Source organism: Nonomuraea sp. NPDC049607, from assembly GCF_040675375.1.
Lineage (GTDB): Bacteria > Actinomycetota > Actinomycetes > Streptosporangiales > Streptosporangiaceae > Nonomuraea.
On record NZ_JBFAOV010000003.1, the window covers coordinates 70064 to 88636 of the forward strand.

Below are 18573 nucleotides of genomic sequence, written 5' to 3' on the forward strand. Positions count from 1 at the left end.
CTTACGTGATGATGATCTGGGGGTGTATGTCGGCGTAGACCTCGCCGTCGAAGTCGCCGGCGACCGGCGCGGCGACGGCCGCCGCGCCCAGCGCCGCGGCCCGCCGCAGCCTGTCGGGCCACGGGGAGCCCTCGACCAGGCCCAGTGCCAGCCCCGCGACCAGCGAGTCGCCGGCCCCGGTCGGGTTCCCCTGGACGGTGTACGGCATCCGCGCCCGGAAGGTGCCCTCGCCCGTCACCGCGAGCAGCCCGTCGGCGCCCATGGAGACGACCACGGCCTCGGCCCCCCGCTCGCGCAGCGCGTGGGCGCCCTCCTCGGGGGTGCCGCCGGGGACGGCCCTGGCCAGCTCCTCGGCGTTGGGCTTGACGACGGACGGGCGCCCCTCCGGCGCGTGGCGCAGCGGGTCGCCGTCGGCGTCGACGATGGCCGGCACGCCCGCGCCGGCCGCGAGGGAGGCCAGGGTCGCGTAGACGTCGGCCGGCACGCCGCGGGGCAGGCTGCCGGAGATGACCACGGCCTCGGCCTCGGCCAGCAGCGACGTGTAGTGCTCCGTGAACGCCGCCAGCTCGGCCGCCGTGACCTCGGGGCCGGGCTCGTTGAACAACGTGGCGCCGCCCGGCTCGGAGACCACCAGCGTGGTGCGGGAGTCGGCGGCGACGCCGGTCAGGGCGGCGGGCAGGCCGGCGGCCCGCAGGTCGTGCTCGATCGCCTGCCCGGTGGGCCCGCCCGCCAGCCCCGTGACCAGGACCTCCTGGCCGAGGGCCGCCAGCACGCGGGCCACGTTGACGCCCTTGCCGCCGGCGCGCCGGTGGACGGCGCCGACCCGGTTGACGCCGTCCCAGGTGACGGACGGGACCTCGTAGGTCACGTCGAGCGCGGCGTTGAGCGTCACGGTGATGATCATCAGGGCTCCGTGATCCAGTCGCCGTTCTTCATCACGCCGTCGACCTCCAGCTCGCCGGAGAGCACGACCAGGTCGGCGGCCTTGCCGACGGCGATCGAGCCGATCTCCTCGGCCAGGCCGAGCACCCGGGCGGGGGTCAGCGAGGCCACCTGGACCGCGTCGGGCAGCGACATGCCCAGCTCCCGCACGCCGCGGCGGAAGGCGGCGTCCATGGTGAGGGTGGAGCCCGCGATCGAGCCGCCCTCGACCAGCCTGGCCACGCCGTCGCTCACGCGCACCCGCATGGGGCCGAGCACGTAGTCGCCGTCGCCGAGGCCCGTGGCCGCCATCGCGTCGGTGATCAGTACCGTACGGCCGGGGCCGGCCACCTCGTAGGCCAGGCGCAACATCGCCGCGTGCACGTGGACGCCGTCGTTGACCAGCTCGACCGTCACCCGCTCGTCCTCCAGCAGGGCGGCGATCGGGCCGGGCGCGCGGTGGCCGAGCTGCGGCATCGCGTTGTAGAGGTGGGTGGCGACGGTGGCGCCCGCCTCGATGGCGGCGATCGCCTGGTCGTAGTCGGCGTCGCTGTGGCCGAGCGCCGCGATCAGGCCCTCGCCGACGGCCGTGCGGATCGTGTCGAGGCCGCCGGGCAGCTCGGCGGCGACGGTGACCATGCGCGCGTGCCCGCGCGCGGCCTTGACCAGCCCGGACAGCTCCTGCGGCGACGGCTCGCGCAGCAGGGAGGGGTCGTGCGCGCCGCAACGCGCCTTGGCGATGTACGGCCCCTCGAAGTGGATGCCCGCCAGCAGCCCCTCCTCGCACAGCTCGGCCAGCGAGGAGGCGGCCCTGGACAGCCCGTCGAGCGCGTCGGTGACCAGGCTGGCCATCATCGTGGTCGTGCCGTGCCGCCGGTGCAGGGCCACGGCGTCGCGCGCCTTGTCCTGGTCGCCGGTCGGGAACGACCCGCCCGCGCCGCCGTGGTTGTGGATGTCGACGAACCCGGGGACGACGTGCCGCCCCCCGAGGCTCAGGCCGGGGCTGGGCGCCGATCCGTGGCCGACATGCGTGATGCGGCCGTCTTCGATGGTCAGCCATCCTTCGTGCACCCCTTCGGGGGTCACGATCCGGGCGTCGGCGAGAGTAAGGCTCATGAAGAAAGGATCACAGATCGCGTGAGGTGCATGGGCTCGTCGGGGTTCAGCCCACGGGCGAAGGCCCGCGCGACCGCCACCCGCTGGGCGCGCACCAGCTCGGCCATGGGGTCGAGGCCGCTCTCGACGAACGTGCCGCCGGTCGCCTCGACCTGCTCGCGCAGGCCCTCGGGGGCGGTGCCGAGCATCCAGGTGACGCGGCCGGGGCCCGCGATGCTGATCGGGCCGTGCCGGTACTCCATCGCCGGGTACGCCTCCGTCCACGACCGCGACGCCTCGCGCATCTTCAGCGCGGCCTCCTGGGCCAGGCCGACCGACCAGCCGCTGCCGAGGAAGCTGAACTGCTCGGCCTCGATCAGCTCGGCGGGCAGCGGCTCGGCCAGGGCCCGTTCGGCGTCGGCGATCGCGCCCGTGAGGTCCTCGCCGAGGCTGGCGCGGAGCATGGCGAGCTGGGTGGTGGCGAAGCGGGTCTGCACGACTGAGGTCTCGTCGGCGTAGTCGAGCACGATGACCTCGTCGGCGGCCGTCATGACCGGCGTCTTCGGGTCGGCGGTGATGGCCGTGGTGCGGGCGTCCGTCCTGGATAGCAGCTCCAGGACCTCGGTCGTGGTGCCCGAGCGGGTCAGCGCGAGCACCCGGTCGTACGAGCGGCCGACCGGCGCCTCGGAGGCGGCGAACGCGTCGGTCTCGCCCTGCCCGGCCCGCTCGCGCAGCGTGGCGTAGGCCATCGCGATGAACCACGACGTGCCGCAGCCGATGACGGCCACCCGCTCGCCGGGCTGGGGCAGCGCGCCGGCGGGCACGTCGGCCACGGCCCGCCGCCAGCAGGACGGCTGGGACTCGATCTCGGCTTCGGTATGGGTGGTCACCGCGTTCCTCCCCGTAGTTGTTTGTTTCTGCCTTTTTTATACAGTAAAAGCGCATCTTTGTGCAGTGGTCGCTCAGACCTGTCCGTCTGTGCCACGCTTGATCCTGTCCGGATCTCATTGGAGGCTTCGTGTCCCGCTACGATCGCTGGAACGCCATCCTGGAGCTGCTCGCGCAGGAGGGCCGGCTGTCGGTGGAGGAGGCGGCCGAGGCGCTCGACGTCTCCACCGCCACGATCCGGCGGGATCTCGACCAGCTCGCCCAGCAGCAGATGCTCATGCGCACCCGCGGCGGAGCCGTCACCCAGAGCGTCAGCTACGACCTGCCGCTGCGCTACAAGACCGCCAGGCACGCCGACGAGAAGCACCGCATCGCCGCCGCGGCGGCCGGCCTGGTCACCCCGGGGGCCGTGGTCGGCCTCAACGGCGGCACCACGACCTCCGAGCTGGCCCGCACCCTCGCCACGCTGTCCACGCTGGAGAGCGGGTTCACGATCGTCACCAACGCCCTGAACATCGCCGCCGAGCTGACCGTGCGGCAGCACGTCAAGATCGTGGTCACCGGCGGGGTGGCCAGGCAGCAGTCGTACGAGCTGATCGGCCCGCTGGCCTCGGGCGTGCTCGAACAGGTCACCCTCGACGTGGCCTTCCTCGGCGTCGACGCGATCGACGTCGACCTCGGCGCCTCGGCCCACCACGAGGGCGAGGCCAGCGTGAACAACCTGCTGATCAGCCGTGCCGCCCAGGTCGTCGTGGTGGCCGACTCCTCCAAGGTGGGCCGGCGGGCCTTCTCCCGCATCTGCCCGATCGAGCGGATCGACACGCTGGTCACCGACGCCCGGCTCTCCGACGAGCTCACCGGCCGGCTCACCGACGCGGGCGTCAAGGTCGTACGCGCCTGAATCCGTCCGGCGTTACATGGAACCGGGCGTACGGGTAGGTACTGACCGCAGACGACCCATGGGGGGATGATGACGGCTGGTAGGAGTGTGGCCCGGCTCGGGCCGGCCGAGCGCGCGGCGGCGCTGGCGGAGATGTCCGCCCAGGAGTTCGACGTGGTCGTGGTCGGCGGCGGCGTGGTGGGGGCCGGGACCGCGCTCGACGCCGCGACCAGAGGGCTCGACGTGGCCCTGCTGGAGGCCCGTGACTTCGCCTCCGGCACCTCCTCGCGCTCGTCCAAGCTCATCCACGGCGGCCTGCGCTACCTGGAGCAGCTCAACTTCGAGCTGGTGCGCGAGGCCTTGCAGGAGCGGGCCCTGCTGCTCCAGCGCCTGGCCCCGCACCTCGTCCGGCCGGTGCCGTTCCTGTTCCCGATGACCCATTTCGGGTGGGAGCGTCCATACGTGGGGGCCGGGGTGGCGCTCTACGACACGCTCGGCTTCGCCTCCGGGCTCACCCGCGGGGTGCCGGGCCATCGGCATCTGTCCAGGTCACGGGCGTTGCGGTTGGCCCCGGCGCTGAAGAAGAGCGCCTTCACCGGCGCCGTCCAGTACTGGGACGCCCAGGTCGACGACGCCCGCTACGTGATGACCATGCTGCGCACCGCCGCCACCTACGGCGCCCGGGTCGCGCCGCGCGCCCAGGTGGTCGGGTTCCTGCGGGAGGGCGAGCGGGTCACCGGCGTGCGGGCGCGCGACCTGGAGACCGGCGCGGAGTTCGACGTACGAGCCCAGCAGGTCGTCAACGCCACCGGCGTGTGGACCGACGACATCCAGGAGCTGGTCGGCGGGCGCGGCCAGATCCACGTACGGGCCTCCAAGGGCATCCACCTGCTGGTGCCGCGCGACCGCATCCACTCCAGCACCGGCGTCATCCTGCGCACGGAGAAGTCGGTGCTGTTCGTGATCCCGTGGGGCCGCCACTGGATCATCGGCACCACCGACACCGAATGGACGCTCGACAAGGGCCACCCGGCGGCCTCCCGCACCGATATCGACTACCTGCTCGACCACGTCAACGAGGTGCTGGCGGTGCCGCTGACCCGCGACGACGTCGAGGGCGTCTACGCCGGGCTGCGGCCGCTGCTGTCGGGGGAGTCCGACCAGACGTCGCAGTTGTCGCGCGAGCACGTCGTGGCGCATCCGGTGCCGGGGCTGGTGATGATCGCCGGCGGGAAGTACACGACGTACCGGGTCATGGCGCGCGACGCGGTGGACGCGGTGGCGCACGGGCTCGACCAGCGGGTGCCGCGCTCGTGCACCGACCGCGTGCCGCTGGCCGGGGCCGAGGGCTACCAGGCGCTGTGGAACTCCCGCTACCGCCTCGCCCACACCTCGGGCCTGCACGTCGCCCGGATCGAGCACCTGCTCCAGCGCTACGGCTCGCTCATCGACGAGGTGCTGGTGCTGGTCGAGGGCGATCCGTCGCTGGGCAGGCCGCTGGCCGGGGCCGACGACTACCTGCGGGCCGAGATCGTCTACGCCGCCACCCACGAGGGCGCCAGGCACCTCAACGACGTGCTGACCAGGCGGACGCACATCTCCATCGAGACCTTCCACCGCGGGCTGGCCGTGGCCCAGGAGGCCGCCGAGCTGCTGGCCGGGCCGCTCGGCTGGGACGCCGAGCAGGTCAAGCGGGAGGTGGAGTACTACACCAAGCGCGTCGAGGCCGAGCGGCGCTCGCAGGAGCAGGACTCCGACCAGGAGGCCGACGCCATCCGGCTGGGCGCGCCCGAGATCGTCCCCGTCGTCGCGCCGGAGCGCGGGTGACCGTCCCGGCGGACCGGTCACCCGCCCTCGCGAGGGGCCGCGGGGGTCAGCGCAGCGCGATCCACCCCTGACGGGCCAGCGTCGTGGCGTCGTTGACCTGGAGGCCGTCCCAGGACAGCGTCCAGAGGGCGTCGCCGATGATGATCGAACGCTGGATGCCGGGCTGGTAGGCGTAGTCCTCGGCCTGGTGCGTCGGGTGCTTGATCATGCCGAGCTTCGTCACGGCCGAGTCGTCGATCTTCAGCACCAGCGCGCCCGACTCCTTGGGGGTCATCAGCGGGATCACCGACAGGCCGGTCTTGGGCCAGTACAGGAACGCGTGCGGGTCCCACTCGGCCTCGGAGCCCGCCTCCTTCTGGAAGAGCTGCGACAGCCTGCGCGGGGCGGCCGGGTCGCTGACGTCGAACAGCGAGACCTGCGTGCCGAGCGTCCTGCCCTTGTCACTGGCCTCCTGGCCGATGCCGATCAGCCGGCCGTCGGCGCCCGGGTGCAGGTACGCCGAGTAGCCGGTGATCTTCAGCTCGCCGGTCACCTTGGGGGCGGCCGGGTCGCGCAGGTCGAGCGTGTAGAGCGGGTCCACCTGCTTGAACGTCACGCAGTAGCCCACCGGGCCGATGAACCTGACCGAGTAGATGCGCTCGCCCCGGCCGAGGCCGCCGACCTCGCCGACCTTGGCCATGGTGTCGGCGGCGAGCACGTACACGCTGCTGGCGCTGTTCTTGCCGTCGGTGGAGGTGAGGGTGGTGGCGACGCGGAGGTGGCCTTCGTACTCCGACAGCGAGTACTGGTTCAGCAGGCGGCCGGGGACCTTGCCGGAGGCCACGTACGTGGGGGCGCCGGGGGCGCCGATGTCGAACCGGTGGACCTCGGTCTCCTCGGGCGGGGCCGTCGGAGTGGGGTCGGGGGCGGGCTCGGACGTGGCGGACGTGGCGGGCGCGGACGTGGCGGGCGTGGCGGGGGCGCTGCTGGTGACCGCCGGTTCGGCCGGGCCGGTGGTCACGGCCGGGTCGCTCGGCGTGGGCTCGACGGCCGGGGCCCCGTCGGTGGCCGTCGGCACGGGCTCGACGGGCATCGGGTCGGTGACCACAGGGAACCACCAGCGGGGGTTGCTGGCGACGTACAGGCTCTTGCCGCTGCCGTAGACGGTGTCGCCGTCGGCGGCCAGGCTGATGGGCTCGGTGCCGGTCGCGGCGACGTCCTGGGCCAGGTCGATGGTGTGGACGGTCAGCAGCGAGGTGCCGGTGTAGTCGGCGGGGTGGCTGACCCGCTCGCACTTGACCGTGTCCTTCTTGACCGTGCCGGACCCGCTGGTGATCTCGACCGTGGGCAGCCAGGCGGTGAGCGGCGCCTGCCGTACGACGGCCTGGTTGGCCTTCTTGCGGTCGGCCTCCGTGGTGTCCGGGCTCTTGGGCTCGGGGAAGGTGATGTCGGGCTGGCTGCGGGTGACGAGCCGGACCGTGGAGCCGATCATCCGGGCGTCCACGTACGAGCCCTGCGCCCGGATCGTGCTGAGCACCTTCGGCTGCCCGGCCAGGTCGACCACGACGTAGCGGGTCTCGCCGGGCGGCGCGAAGCGCTTGAGCATGATGTCGCCGCCGCGGAACAGCACCAGCGCGCGGTCGCCGGACAGCAGCAGGTCGGCGGGGGCGAAGGTCGGCTCGTCCTTCTTGGTGAGCTTGAGCGACGCGGTGACCTTCTTGGACGCGGTGTCGATGATCCGCAGGTTGCCGTCCACGACCGTGACGATCCGGTTGCCGTCGGTCTTGATCAGGTCGGGCTCGTCCACGCCCGCCTCGTGCACGTTCGTGGTGGAGTGCTCAGGGGTGTCGGAGGTGGTCTTCGCCCTCGCGGTGGTGGCGGTGTCCTCCATGTACATGATCTGCGGGCCGCCGAAGCCCCAGGGGCCGACGTTCTCCGCGGCGTGCTCCCGCAGGCCCGACAGCATGTCGTCGCAACTGTCGTAGGCGACCAGGCGGACGGCGTCGAGCGTGACCTTCGGCACGGGCGCCTGGCCCGTCGCCGCCGAGGTGCAGGCCGCCGTGACCGTGGCGAGGGCCGCGGCGGTCACGGCCGTACGGATCAGCGTCTTCATGACCTCCTTGACGGCTGCGCGGGCCGGATGGTTCAGGAGCCCTTGGCCGGGTTGGCGGTGAAGACCGGGCTGAAGTCCACGTCGCCGGGCACGTCGAGGATCCTGCGCAGGAGGGTGCCCTTGAAGTCGACGACCTGGATCTCGTCCTTGGTGTTGTTGTCCTGTTCCCAGCAGTAGAGGCGGCTGTCGTCGTACCAGCCGAGCACCTTGTCGCAGTCGGAGGTGAACTTGTGCGTGCGGTCGCCCGACTCGGTGTCCCACACGCAGGTGTCGCCGTCGCTGCCGTTGGGGCAGGTGGACAGGAACGACTCGCCCGAGGGGGAGAAGATGTCCTGGGTGCCGGCGGGCAGCGTGCCGATCGAGCGCACGTCGCGCGTGGCCTTGCCGGCGGCGTCGAAGAAGCGCAGGCTGCGGTTCTTCTCGGGGCCGAAGACGTTGACCACGCCCTGGCCCTCGCCGTCCCAGCCGAAGGCGGTCTTGCGGACGGCGGTGTCGTCCACCATGACGATCCTGGCCTTCTTCGTGGCGACGTCCACGATGACGAAGCCCGGGTAGGTCCAGGTCTCGCCGCTCTTCCGCTCGATGTTGAGCAGGATCTTCGAGCCGTCCTCGGACCAGCCGCGGATGCTGGCGATCAGCGGGCCGCGGACGGTCTTGATCGTGGTGCGCTCGCCCGTCTGGCGGTCGCTGACGATGATGTAGTCGTAGTTGTCGTCGGTGTACTTGCGGCCCCGGGTGGCCAGGTAGCGGCCGCCTGGGGAGACGTTCGACTCCCAGTTGCCGGCGTACTTGCGGAACGGGCCGCGCAGCGAGTCCCTGGCGTGGTCGATCCAGTCGTCCTTCTTCTTGTCGTAGATCTCGTACGAGGTCAGGACGATGGCGTCGGAGGTGTTCTCGTACAGGCCGATCGCGGCGCCGGGCAGCGCCTGGCGCGGGCCCTCCTTGGGGACGGAGACCTCGGCGACCGGCGGCGCGACCGACGGCGAGACGGTCGGGAGGCTCCGGTCGGACGGCTGGGCGGACGCGGGGGTCGCGCGGCCGTCGTCGGCGGCCACGGTCGCCCTGTCGTTGGCGATGAGCACGGCGAGCCCGGCCAGCACGAGTAAGGCGACGCCCAGCGTGACCCCAATGACCAGCGGCGCCCTGCTCTTCCTGGCCGGGTGCCCGGGGTGCACGTTCGGGTGGGTGGGCTGCGCGTACGGTCCGGCCGGATGCCACTGCTGCGGGTACGGCTGCGGGCCCCCGGGCACGGGCCCGGTCATCGGCCCCGGCGGCGGCCCCTGATGCGGTCCCTGGAAGGGCCCCTGCGGGGGCGCGGTCATCGGTCCGGGCCGGGGAGGCCCGGCCGGGACGGCTTCGGCGGCGGCCGCCGCGAGGATCGGCGAGTTCGCCGGCATCGGGTGCTGGAGCAGGCGCATGATCACCTGCTCGGCCGTCGGCCGCTGCGCCGGGTCCTTGGCCAGGCACGCGGCCACCACGTCACGCAGCGCGCCGTCGAGCACGCCCAGGTCGGGCTGCTGGTTGAGGACCCGGTTGATCACGGCGGGCATGGTGTCGCTGCCGAACGGCGCCCGCCCCGACGCCGCGTAGACCATCGCGCTCGCCCAGGAGAACATGTCGGCCGCCGGCCCGACGGTGTGGCCCATGATCTGCTCGGGCGGCATGTACGACGGCGTGCCCACGACCATGCTGCTGATCGTCGAGGTGGCGTTGAGCGCCCGCGCGATGCCGAAGTCGATCACCCGCGGGCCGTCCGCGCCCAGGATGACGTTGGCGGGCTTGAAGTCGCGGTGGACGATGCCGGCCTGGTGGATCGCGGCCAGCGCGGTCGCGGTGCCGATGGCCAGCCGGTGCAGCGTGGACCCGGTGCGCGGCCCCTCCTCCTGCACCACCCGCTGCAGCGACGGCCCTTCGATGAACTCGCTGACGATGAACGGCCGTTCTTGCTCGACGCCGGTGCCGAGGACGGCCGCGGTGCAGAACGGCGCCACCTGCTGGGCCACCTGGACCTCGCGCAGGAACCGTTCGACGCTCACGTCGTCGCCGGACAGGTCGGGACGCAGCCATTTGACGGCGACGTGCGTGCCGGAATGATCTTTCGCGAGGTAGACGACACCCTGGCCGCCCTCGCCAAGCCTGCCGAGGAGATCCATGCCGGCCAGACTCGCCGGATCTCCCGGCCGTAGCGGAGCGAACGATGGCATAAGAGGATTCTGACCCCACCCCGCGAATCCGCAAAAACTACCCGCCGGTAGCCAAGCGGAATATCCTTCTGGCATGCACGTCACGTCCAGCGGCAAGACCCGGCAGATCACCGCCCCCTTCACCGGCGAGCCGCTCGCCGAGCTGCCCATTTCCACGGCCGACGACGTACGCCTGGCCTACGAGCGAGCCAGGGCCGCCCAGGCCGAGTGGGCGGCCAGGCCCGCCGCGGCGCGGGCCAGACCGTTCCTGCTGCTGCACGACGCCATCCTCGACCGCAGGGACGAGATCCTCGACATCGTCCAGGACGAGACCGGCAAGGCCCGCAAGCACGCCTTCGAGGAGGTGCTCGACGTCGCCGGGTGCAGCCTCTACTACGCGCGGCGGGCCCCCGGCCTGCTCGCGCCGCGCGGCCGCAAGGGCATCTTCCCCGGCGCCACCCGCGTGGCCGAGCTGCGCCAGCCCAAGGGCGTGGTCGCGCTGATCTCCCCGTGGAACTACCCGCTCTCCCTGGGCGTGACCGACGCCGTGCCCGCGCTGCTGGCCGGCAACGCGCTGGTGCACAAGCCGGACACCCAGACCGCCATGTCCACGTTGTGGACCATCGACCTGCTGGCCGAGCTGGGCATGCCGCGCGAGATCTGGCAGGTCGTGCTGGGCGAGCCCGCCGAGATCGGCGACGCGCTGCTCGACGACGCCGACTACGTCGCGTTCACGGGGTCGACCAGGGGTGGCAGGAAGATCGCCGAGGAGGCGGCCAAGCGGCTCATCGGCTGCTCGCTGGAGCTCGGCGGCAAGAACCCGATGGTGGTGCTCGCCGACGCCGACCTGGCGCTCGCCGTCCAGGGGGCGATCAGGGCCTGCTTCACCAACGCGGGCCAGCTCTGCCTGTCCATCGAGCGGCTGTACGTGCACGCGTCCGTGTTCGACGACTTCGCCGCGCGCCTGGTCAAGCAGGTCGGGAACCTCAAGCTCGGCGCGGGCCACGACTGGTCGGTCCAGATGGGCTCGCTCACCTCGCGACGCCAGCTCGACGCGGTCAGCGCCCACGTGGACGACGCCGTGGCCAAGGGCGCGACCGTGCTGACCGGCGGGCGGGCCAGACCCGACCTCGGCCCGCTGTTCTACGAGCCGACCGTGCTCACCGGCGTGCGCGACGACATGGACCTGTGCCGCAACGAGACGTTCGGGCCGGTGGTCGCCCTCTACCCCTTCACCTCGGAGGAGGAGGCGGTCGAGCTGGCCAACGACACCATCTACGGCCTGAACGCCTCCATCTGGACCACCGACCTGGCCCGCGGCCGCGCCCTGGCCGCCCGCGTCAAGGCCGGCACGGTCAACATCAACGAGGGGTACGGCTCGGCCTACGCCTCCTACGACGCGCCCATGGGCGGCATGAAGGCGTCCGGTCTCGGCCGCCGGCACGGCGCGGAGGGCCTGCTGCGGTACACCGAGTCCAAGACCGTGGCCTCGCAGGCGTCCTGGCTGGGCTTCGAGCCGCCCTTCGACCTGACGTACGAGACGTGGGCCGACGTCCTGGCCGGCACCCTCAAGACGATGCGGAAGCTGCGGATCAAGTGACGTTCGACGTACTGGTCATCGGCTCGGGGTTCGGCGGCAGCGTCTCGGCGCTGCGGCTGAGCGAGAAGGGGTACAAGGTCGGCGTGCTGGAGGCGGGCCGCCGCTTCGACGAGTCCACGCTGCCGGCCACGTCGTGGAAGCTGCGCGACTTCCTGTGGGCGCCCTGGCTCGGCATGAAGGGCATCCAGCGCATCCACGTGCTGCGCGGCGAACGCGGCACCGGCGTGATGGTGCTGGCAGGAGCCGGGGTGGGGGGCGGCTCGCTGGTCTACGCCAACACCCTCTACGAGCCGCTCGACCCCTTCTTCCGCGACCCGCAGTGGGCCGGCATCACCGACTGGAAGTCGGAGCTGGCCCCCCACTACGACCAGGCCAAACGCATGCTCGGCGCGGTCACGAACCCCACCTTCACCCGCGCCGACGACATCATGCGCAGGGTCGCCGACAAGATGGGCGTCGGCGACACCTTCCACCTGGCCCCGGTGGGCGTCTACTTCGGCGAGGACGGCGTCGACCCGTACTTCGGCGGCGCGGGCCCTGAGCGGCGCGGCTGCATCGAGTGCGGGCAGTGCATGACGGGCTGCCGCCACGGCGCCAAGAACACGCTGGTCAAGAACTACCTCCACCTGGCCGAGCAGGCGGGGGCCCGGGTCTACCCGGAGTGCACGGTCACCTCGGTGCGTCCGCTGCCCTCCGGCGGCTACCGGGTCGTCGCCCGCCGGACCGGGTCGGCGCTGCGCCGCCGTTCGTTCACGGCCAAGCAGGTGATCTTCGCGGCCGGCACGTACGGCACCCAGCGCCTGCTGCACAAGCTGCGCGCCACCGGCGACCTGCCCCGCCTGTCACCCAGGCTCGGCACGCTGACCAGGACCAACTCCGAGGCCCTGCTCGGCTTCGAACGCACCTCGGCGGGCGGCGAGAAGCTCAACAAGGGCGTGGCCATCACCTCCTCCATCCACCCCGACGCCGAAACTCACATCGAGCCCGTGCGCTACGGCGACGGCTCCAACGCCATGGGCCTGCTCCGCACCCTGCTCGTGGACGGCGGCCAGTCCCGCTGGCGCGGCCTGCTCCGGGAGGTCGCCGCGCGGCCCATGGAGGCGCTACGCCTGCTCGACCTGCGCCGCTGGTCGGAACGGACCGTCATCGCGCTGGTCATGCAGGCCAAGGACAACTCGATCACCATCCGGCGCACCCGCTGGGGCCTGCGGTCGGCCCGCGGCCACGGCGAGCCCAACCCGACCTGGATCCCGGCCGGGCACGAGGCCGTACGGCACGCGGCGGCCGAGATCGGCGGGGTGCCCGGCGGCACCTGGCTCGACCTGTTCGACATCCCGACCACGGCCCACTTCCTCGGCGGCTGCGTGATCGGCGACTCGCCCGAGACCGGTGTGATCGACGCCTACCACCGCGTCCACGGCCACGAGGGGCTGCACGTGGTGGACGGCTCGGCGGTGTCGGCCAACCTGGGGGTGAACCCGTCGCTCACCATCACCGCGCAGGCCGAACGGGCCATGTCCCTGTGGCCCAACGCGGGCAACCCCGACCCCAGGCCCGCCCCGGGCGCGCCGTACGTGCGGCTGCCCCCGGTGGCGCCCCGCAGTCCGGCCGTGCCGGAGCGGGCTCCGGGCGCACTGCGTCTGTATACACTGTAAACGTGAGTGAGCGAGGGACGGCGGCGCGCATCGAGGCCGTGGCCCGGCGCATCCTGCTGGAGGAGGGCGCCGAGGCCGTCAGCATGCGGCGCGTGGGCGAGGCCGTGGGCGTCACCGCCATGGCCATCTACCGGCACTTCCCCAACAGGGAGGCCCTGCTGCGTGCCGTCGCCGACGCCGCCGCCCGCGAGCTGGCCGAGGCGTGGGCCCGCCGGCCCCGGACGGGCGGTTTGGAGGAACGCGTGAGGGCGGCGCTCGACGACTTCCTCGACTTCGCACTCGGCAGCCCCCACCTGTACCACTTCCTGACCTCCGACGCCTGGGCGCGGGCCCGCCGCTTCCCCGACGACTTCCGCGACGGCCAGGGCCCGCCGTTCAGCGTGGTCGTGGCGCTGGTCGAGGAGGGAATGCGCACGGGCGTGCTGCGCGAGGACGACCCGCTGGAGACCACGCTCGCGGTCACGGCGAGCACCCAGGGCCTGGTCCAGCAGTACCTGAGCGGCCGGATGGGCATGGCGGCGCCCGACTTCCGCGCGCTCTGCCACCGCACGCTGACCCGGGTGCTCGACGGCCTGCGGAATAAACCCGCCGTGCCGCCGTGTCGTTGACGGACATGAAGATTCGTTACGCCGGTGGTCCTACCGCCGTCATCGAGCTGGGCGGCGTGCGGCTGCTGGTCGACCCCACCTTCGACGCGCCGGGCGACCACCCGGTCGGCGCCAGGGTGCTCAAGAAGACGGCCGGCCCCGCCTTCGCCCCTGACGAGGTGGGCCCGGTGGACGCCGTGCTGCTCTCGCACGACCAGCACCCCGACAACTTGGACAATGCGGGCCGCGCGCTCCTCGCCACGGTGCCGCTGGCGCTGTCCACCGCGTCGGCGGCCGAGCGGGTGGGCGAGCCGGTGCGCGCCCTGCCCAACTGGAGCGAGACCGAGGTCGGCCCGGTGCGGGTGACCGGCGTGCCCGCCCAGCACGGCCCCGACGGGACCGAGCACCTGACGGGCGAGGTCACCGGCTTCGTGCTGAGCGGCGAGGGCCTGCCCACCGTCTACGTGAGCGGCGACAACGCCTCGCTCGACGTCGTACGGGCCGTGGCCGCCAGGTTCCCCCAGATCGACGTGGCGCTGCTGTTCGCGGGCGGCGCGCGCACCCCGCTGGTGGACGGCTTCCTGACGCTGACCAGCGAGGACGCCGTCACCGCCGCCGACATCCTGGGCGCGCGGCACGTCGTCCCGCTGCACTTCGAGCAGTGGGCGCACTTCACGCAGGGCCGCGACACGCTGGAGAAGGCGTTCGCGGGGCTCGGCGAGCGGTTCGTGCTGCTCGCCCCTGGCGAACAGGTGGAGCTTTCCTGACCTCGTCCTGACATGGTGGTCCGGTGAGCTGGAGCACGCGCGCGCTCGACGCGCTGGCCGCCGGGCCCCCCACCAGGCTGATCGACTTCCCCGTCCGGGTCCCGGGCGTGCGCCTGCTGCTGAAGGACGAGTCCGGCCAGCCGACGGGCAGCCTGCGGCACCGGCACGCCAGGGCCCTGTTCCGGCAGGCGGTGCTCGACGGCCTGGTCACCGAGGGCACCACCGTGGTCGAGGCCACCGGCGGCAACGCGGCGGTCGCGCAGGCGTGGTTCGCCCGGCGGCTCGGCCTGCCCTATGTCGTGGTCATGCCGGGGAGGCACGACCCGGCGCGGGCTCGCGCGGTGGAGGCGCTGGGCGGCGAGTGCCGGTTCGTCACGCCGCCGCTGGCCATCTACGACGCGGCCAGGCGGATCGGCGGCCACTTCCTCGACCAGTTCGGCCGGGCCGCGCCGCACGATCTGGCCGAGGAGCTGTTCGCCCAGGTCCGTCCCGACTGGGTGGTGACGGGCGCGGGCACCGGCGCGACCTCGGCCACGTTGGGGGCCGTGGCCGGGCGGTTCGGCTGCCGGGTGGCCGTCGCCGATCCCGACAACTCCGCGTACTTCCCGGGCTGGACGCTCGACGTGCCCGACTACGCCACCGGCATGCCCTCGCGGATCGAGGGCGTCGGTCGTCCGCGCGTGGAGCCGGGGTTCCGGCCCGACCTGGTCGATCTGGTGGTCCCGGTGCCCGACGCGGCGAGCGTGGCGGGGGCCCGGCTCATCAGGGAGGTCACCGGGCTGCCGGTGGGCGGCTCGTCCGGCACCGCGCTGTGGGCCGCGCTCGACCTGGCCGCGCGCATGCGGGCCAGGGGCGAGACCGGCACGGTCGTCTCGCTGGTGGGCGACGCGGCCGACCGGCACCTGGCGACGTACCACGACGACGCCTGGGCCGCCGCCAAGGGCCTCGACGTCGCCGCACGCCTCACCGAGCTGCGGAAGCGGGTCTGATCCAGCCCTCCAGCCCCGCCAGGAAGTCCTCGAACAGGTGGCGGTGGATCGTGTGCTCGGCCCCCGTGACCACGCGCACCTCGAACCCCTTGCCCCGCAACTCCTCCTGGAACGCCGGCGGCACCAGGAGACTCGGGTCGGCCACCTGCACCAGCGACGGCACGACGGGCGCGGGCGTGAAGTCCATGCCGGACGCCTCGACGAGCGACAGCGCCGACCCGCGGTCCCAGCGTGCGAGCATCTCGACCTCGACCGCCACCTCCTCGGCCGAGAAGCCGGGGTGCAGAGCGGCGATCAGCTCGCCGGTCTCGTCGGTGAACTCCGCCATCGACTCCAGGGCGCCGCTCTCCGGCGTCGGCAGGCGGAAGGCCGGATCGGAGTAGATCGCCCGTACGGGCATGAGCCGTTCGACGGCGAGGCCGAGCGTGAGACCGCCGAGCGAGTGCCCGATGGCCAGCTCGGGGTGCGCGGGCACCGACTCCGCCAGCGACGAGGCGAACAGCTCGGGCGGATAGGCGTCGGCGCGGGGGCTCTCGCCGTGGCCGGGAAGATCGACGGCGATGACCCGGTAGCCGCGCGCGGCCAGCTCGGGGCCCACCCGCCACCAGCATCGCGAGTCGGCCATGATGCCGTGGACGAGGACGGCCAGGCGGTCGCCCGAGCCCCATTCACGAGTGTGCAGCTTCATGCGGCAACCTCTCCTGATTATACGTATAAGCAGTTGATACCATCCACCCCGTGAACACGACAAGGGGGGACCGCCCGCCGACCAGCGTCGACGTGGCCAGGGCCGCGGGAGTCTCACAGGCCACGGTCTCCTACGTGCTCACCGACAACCCCCACGCCCGCGTGAGCGAGGAGACCCGCAGGCGGGTCCGCGACGCCGCCGCCCGGCTGGGCTACGTGCCCGACGCCGCCGCCCGCACGCTGCGTACGGGCCGCAGCGGCATCGTGCTCATGCCGCTGTCGCGGGCCAGGGTGGGCCGGCTGGCGCAGCAGGTGTTCGACGAGCTGGAGGAGGAGTTCAGGACCCGCGGCTACACCCTCGTCCAGTACGGCGAGCGCACCCTCAAGGGCGTGGCGGCGGCCAGGAGCTGGCTCGCCCTGCGGCCCTCGGCCGTCATCGTCGAGGCCGCGCGGCTGACCAGGCCCGCCGTGGACCTGCTGCACGCCTCGGGCGTCCGGGCCGTCGTCGGCCTGTCCGACCAGCCCTCCCCCCTGGTGCCGGCCGTGGTGTTCGACCACCGGGCCCTCGGCGCCGCGGCCGCCCGCCACCTGGTCGAACGGGGGAGCCGGCGGCTGGCGGCCGTCGTGCCCCGGGAGGAGGGCGTCGACGCCATGGGACGGGCCCGGCTGGCGGGGGTGCGGGAGGTCGTTCCCGGCGCCGCGCGCATCGACCTGGCCTTCTCCGAGGAGGAGGCGGGGCGGATCGTCCGCGCGGGAGACCTGCCCGACGGCGTCTTCGCCTACAACGACGAGTACGCGATGTTGCTGATCAGCGCGTTGCAGGACGCCGGTCTGCGGGTCCCCGAGGACGTCGCCGTCGTCGGCGCCGACGACCTGCCGATCTGCACGCTCATGCGGCCCCGGCTGACCAGCGTGCACTTCGACGCCACCGCGAGCCCGGCCGACCTGGCGGGCGAGATCGACGGGATCGTCCGAGGAGAGCGGCCGTCCGTGGCCGGCGAGGTCGTCGCCCGGTTCGAGCCCCGGCTGGTGATCAGGGCCAGCGCCTGAGGCGCGTAACGAGTTGGACGCGCGTCTTGTCAGCCCTTCCCGTGCGACCTACAGTCCAGAGCAATCGTCGGTGATACGTATCATCACTGCTCGGAAAGGTCCCCCCATGGCTGAAGTTCTGAGCGGCGCGCAGAGGGACACCCGGCGGCTCGGGCCGCTCCACCTGACGCTTCCGCTGGCCAACGTCGCCGTCATGTTCCTGTGGATGAGCGTGGGCGCGTTCGTCCTGCCCGTGCACGTGCAGCGCATCACCGGCGTCAACGACGTGGCCGCGCTGGGCCTGGCCAACTCGATCGGCCCGCTCATGGCCACCCTCGCCAACCCCGTCTTCGGCCAGATCTCCGACCGGACCAGGTCACGCTTCGGCCGCCGCTCGCCGTGGATACTCGGTTGCGTCCTGCTCGGCGTGCTCGCCCTGTTCGCGCAGGCCAACGCGGGCAGCGTGCTCATGCTCGGCATCAGCTGGGCGGGCGTGCAGACCATCATGAACGGCTACCAGGCCGCCATGACCGCGATCCTGCCCGACCGGGTCCCGCCGAGCCGGTACGGCACCTACTCCGGCCTGTTCGGGCTCGGCACGCCGCTGGCCACCATCGCGGCGTCGATCATGTTCGTCGTGTTCCCGCAGTTGGCCGCCGGCGGGGCGTACTACGTGGCGATGGTGCTGCTGCTGGTCGCGGCGGTGCTGGTCGTGGTCGCGACGCCGGACACGTCCTCGGTGGGGATGGCGCGCGAGCCGTTCGGCCTGAGGGCGTTCCTGGCCGGGTTCGTACGCCCGCTGAAGAGCCCGGACTTCACCTGGGCCTTCGTGTCCCGCTTCGGCGTCATGCTCGGATATTTCGTCATCTTCACCTTCAACCTCTTCCTCCTTGAGGACTTCATCAAGATCCCCAAGGGCGAGGTGGTCGCCACGATGGGCCTGCTGATGCTCATGGGCCAGGCCGCCACGCTGCTCGCGGTGCTCGTGATCGGCCCGATCTCCGACCGCCTCGGCCGCTTCCGGCTGTTCGCGCTCGTCGCCGGACTGTCCTCGGCGGTGTTCCTGGGCATCCCGCTGGTGATGCCGACGTTCGAGGGCATGATCGTCTACAACGTCGCGCACGGCATCGCGTTCGGCGTCTACCTGGCCGTGGACATGGCCCTGGTGACGAAGGTGCTGCCGGACCCCGACGACGCGGGCAAGGACATGGGCGTCATCAACATCGCCAACGCCGGGCCGCAGATCCTGGCGCCCGCCCTCGCCGCTGTCGTGGTGGGGACGGGCGGCTACCCGGCGCTGTTCGTCGTGGGCATCGTGATCTCGCTGGTCGGCTCCGTCGGGGTCCTCAGGATCAGGGCCGTGCGCTAGCGTC

At 72.5% G+C, this 18573-nt stretch carries 15 protein-coding genes; 9 read left to right on the plus strand and 6 right to left on the minus strand.

Annotated features, from left to right (window positions below; translation table 11 throughout):
- Window position 1: 1 nt before the first annotated feature.
- From AB0J97_RS07635 to AB0J97_RS07645, 3 genes are read right to left on the minus strand one after another with little or no spacing between them, the layout of a single operon-like run.
- On the minus strand, window positions 2-904 hold the full coding sequence (locus AB0J97_RS07635; protein WP_364085876.1) for a 1-phosphofructokinase family hexose kinase: 903 nt from the start codon (window positions 902-904) through the stop codon (window positions 2-4).
- Window positions 904-2037 (minus strand): N-acetylglucosamine-6-phosphate deacetylase, encoded by a 1134-nt coding sequence (nagA, locus tag AB0J97_RS07640; RefSeq protein WP_364085879.1) that lies wholly within the window; start codon window positions 2035-2037, stop codon window positions 904-906. Before nagA ends, AB0J97_RS07635 begins: the two co-directional genes overlap by 1 nt.
- Entirely contained in the window at window positions 2034-2906 is an 873-nt protein-coding gene (locus AB0J97_RS07645; RefSeq protein WP_364085882.1) for an SIS domain-containing protein, read from the minus strand. The genes nagA and AB0J97_RS07645 overlap by 4 nt, the downstream gene beginning before the upstream one ends.
- A gap of 128 nt (window positions 2907-3034) precedes the next feature.
- On the opposite strand from AB0J97_RS07645, the gene AB0J97_RS07650 reads away from it, so the two are divergent.
- Both AB0J97_RS07650 and AB0J97_RS07655 read left to right on the plus strand, forming a co-directional pair.
- Window positions 3035-3805: a DeoR/GlpR family DNA-binding transcription regulator gene (locus tag AB0J97_RS07650; RefSeq protein WP_364085885.1), complete on the plus strand. Its 771-nt coding sequence runs from the start codon at window positions 3035-3037 to the stop codon at window positions 3803-3805.
- Between the two features lie 69 nt (window positions 3806-3874).
- Complete coding sequence (locus tag AB0J97_RS07655; protein WP_357705916.1) at window positions 3875-5611, plus strand: glycerol-3-phosphate dehydrogenase/oxidase; 1737 nt, start codon at window positions 3875-3877, stop codon at window positions 5609-5611.
- 46 nt (window positions 5612-5657) lie between these two features.
- Here the strand turns inward: AB0J97_RS07655 and AB0J97_RS07660 are convergent, their stop codons facing one another.
- Entirely contained in the window at window positions 5658-7703 is a 2046-nt protein-coding gene (locus AB0J97_RS07660; RefSeq protein WP_364085889.1) for a beta-propeller domain-containing protein, read from the minus strand.
- Window positions 7704-7735: 32 nt separating this feature from the next.
- Complete coding sequence (locus AB0J97_RS07665; RefSeq protein ID WP_364085892.1) at window positions 7736-9856, minus strand: serine/threonine-protein kinase; 2121 nt, start codon at window positions 9854-9856, stop codon at window positions 7736-7738.
- A 124-nt stretch (window positions 9857-9980) separates the two neighbouring features.
- On the opposite strand from AB0J97_RS07665, the gene AB0J97_RS07670 reads away from it, so the two are divergent.
- Genes AB0J97_RS07670 through AB0J97_RS07690 form a run of 5 tightly spaced genes read left to right on the plus strand, consistent with a single transcriptional unit; the run spans window position 9981 to window position 15484 of the window.
- Window positions 9981-11486: a succinic semialdehyde dehydrogenase gene (locus AB0J97_RS07670; RefSeq protein WP_364085895.1), complete on the plus strand. Its 1506-nt coding sequence runs from the start codon at window positions 9981-9983 to the stop codon at window positions 11484-11486.
- Window positions 11483-13141, plus strand: coding sequence for a GMC family oxidoreductase (locus tag AB0J97_RS07675; protein WP_364085898.1), 1659 nt, complete (start codon window positions 11483-11485; stop codon window positions 13139-13141). The genes AB0J97_RS07670 and AB0J97_RS07675 overlap by 4 nt, the downstream gene beginning before the upstream one ends.
- Before the next feature lie 2 nt (window positions 13142-13143).
- Window positions 13144-13749, plus strand: a complete 606-nt coding sequence (locus AB0J97_RS07680; protein ID WP_364085901.1) for a TetR/AcrR family transcriptional regulator — start codon at window positions 13144-13146, stop codon at window positions 13747-13749.
- 5 nt (window positions 13750-13754) lie between these two features.
- Window positions 13755-14495, plus strand: coding sequence for an MBL fold metallo-hydrolase (locus AB0J97_RS07685; RefSeq protein ID WP_357705855.1), 741 nt, complete (start codon window positions 13755-13757; stop codon window positions 14493-14495).
- Window positions 14496-14518: 23 nt separating this feature from the next.
- Window positions 14519-15484 (plus strand): pyridoxal-phosphate dependent enzyme, encoded by a 966-nt coding sequence (locus AB0J97_RS07690; RefSeq protein ID WP_364085905.1) that lies wholly within the window; start codon window positions 14519-14521, stop codon window positions 15482-15484.
- Here AB0J97_RS07690 and AB0J97_RS07695 read toward each other — a convergent pair.
- On the minus strand, window positions 15459-16172 hold the full coding sequence (locus tag AB0J97_RS07695; protein WP_364085909.1) for an alpha/beta fold hydrolase: 714 nt from the start codon (window positions 16170-16172) through the stop codon (window positions 15459-15461). The genes AB0J97_RS07690 and AB0J97_RS07695 overlap by 26 nt on opposite strands.
- 50 nt (window positions 16173-16222) lie before the next feature.
- On the opposite strand from AB0J97_RS07695, the gene AB0J97_RS07700 reads away from it, so the two are divergent.
- Together AB0J97_RS07700 and AB0J97_RS07705 are read left to right on the plus strand one after the other, a co-directional pair.
- Window positions 16223-17221 (plus strand): LacI family DNA-binding transcriptional regulator, encoded by a 999-nt coding sequence (locus tag AB0J97_RS07700; RefSeq protein WP_364085913.1) that lies wholly within the window; start codon window positions 16223-16225, stop codon window positions 17219-17221.
- 106 nt (window positions 17222-17327) lie between these two features.
- Window positions 17328-18569 carry an MFS transporter gene (locus tag AB0J97_RS07705; RefSeq protein WP_364085917.1) on the plus strand — a complete coding sequence of 414 codons (1242 nt, stop codon included), beginning with the start codon at window positions 17328-17330 and terminating at the stop codon, window positions 18567-18569.
- The last annotated feature ends 4 nt before the right edge of the window (window positions 18570-18573 follow it).

Excerpts from the sequence above, each read along its gene's own strand:
- AB0J97_RS07660 (WP_364085889.1), bottom strand. The coding sequence starts at position 7,703 with ATGAAGACGCTGATCCGTACGGCCGTGACCGCCGCGGCCCTCGCCACG.
- AB0J97_RS07670 (WP_364085895.1), top strand. The coding sequence starts at position 9,981 with ATGCACGTCACGTCCAGCGGCAAGACCCGGCAGATCACCGCCCCCTTC.
- AB0J97_RS07635 (WP_364085876.1), bottom strand. The coding sequence starts at position 904 with ATGATCATCACCGTGACGCTCAACGCCGCGCTCGACGTGACCTACGAG.
- AB0J97_RS07705 (WP_364085917.1), top strand. The coding sequence starts at position 17,328 with ATGGCTGAAGTTCTGAGCGGCGCGCAGAGGGACACCCGGCGGCTCGGG.
- AB0J97_RS07695 (WP_364085909.1), bottom strand. The coding sequence starts at position 16,172 with ATGAAGCTGCACACTCGTGAATGGGGCTCGGGCGACCGCCTGGCCGTC.
- nagA (WP_364085879.1), bottom strand. The coding sequence starts at position 2,037 with ATGAGCCTTACTCTCGCCGACGCCCGGATCGTGACCCCCGAAGGGGTG.
- AB0J97_RS07685 (WP_357705855.1), top strand. The coding sequence starts at position 13,755 with ATGAAGATTCGTTACGCCGGTGGTCCTACCGCCGTCATCGAGCTGGGC.
- AB0J97_RS07665 (WP_364085892.1), bottom strand. The coding sequence starts at position 9,856 with ATGGATCTCCTCGGCAGGCTTGGCGAGGGCGGCCAGGGTGTCGTCTAC.
- AB0J97_RS07655 (WP_357705916.1), top strand. The coding sequence starts at position 3,875 with ATGACGGCTGGTAGGAGTGTGGCCCGGCTCGGGCCGGCCGAGCGCGCG.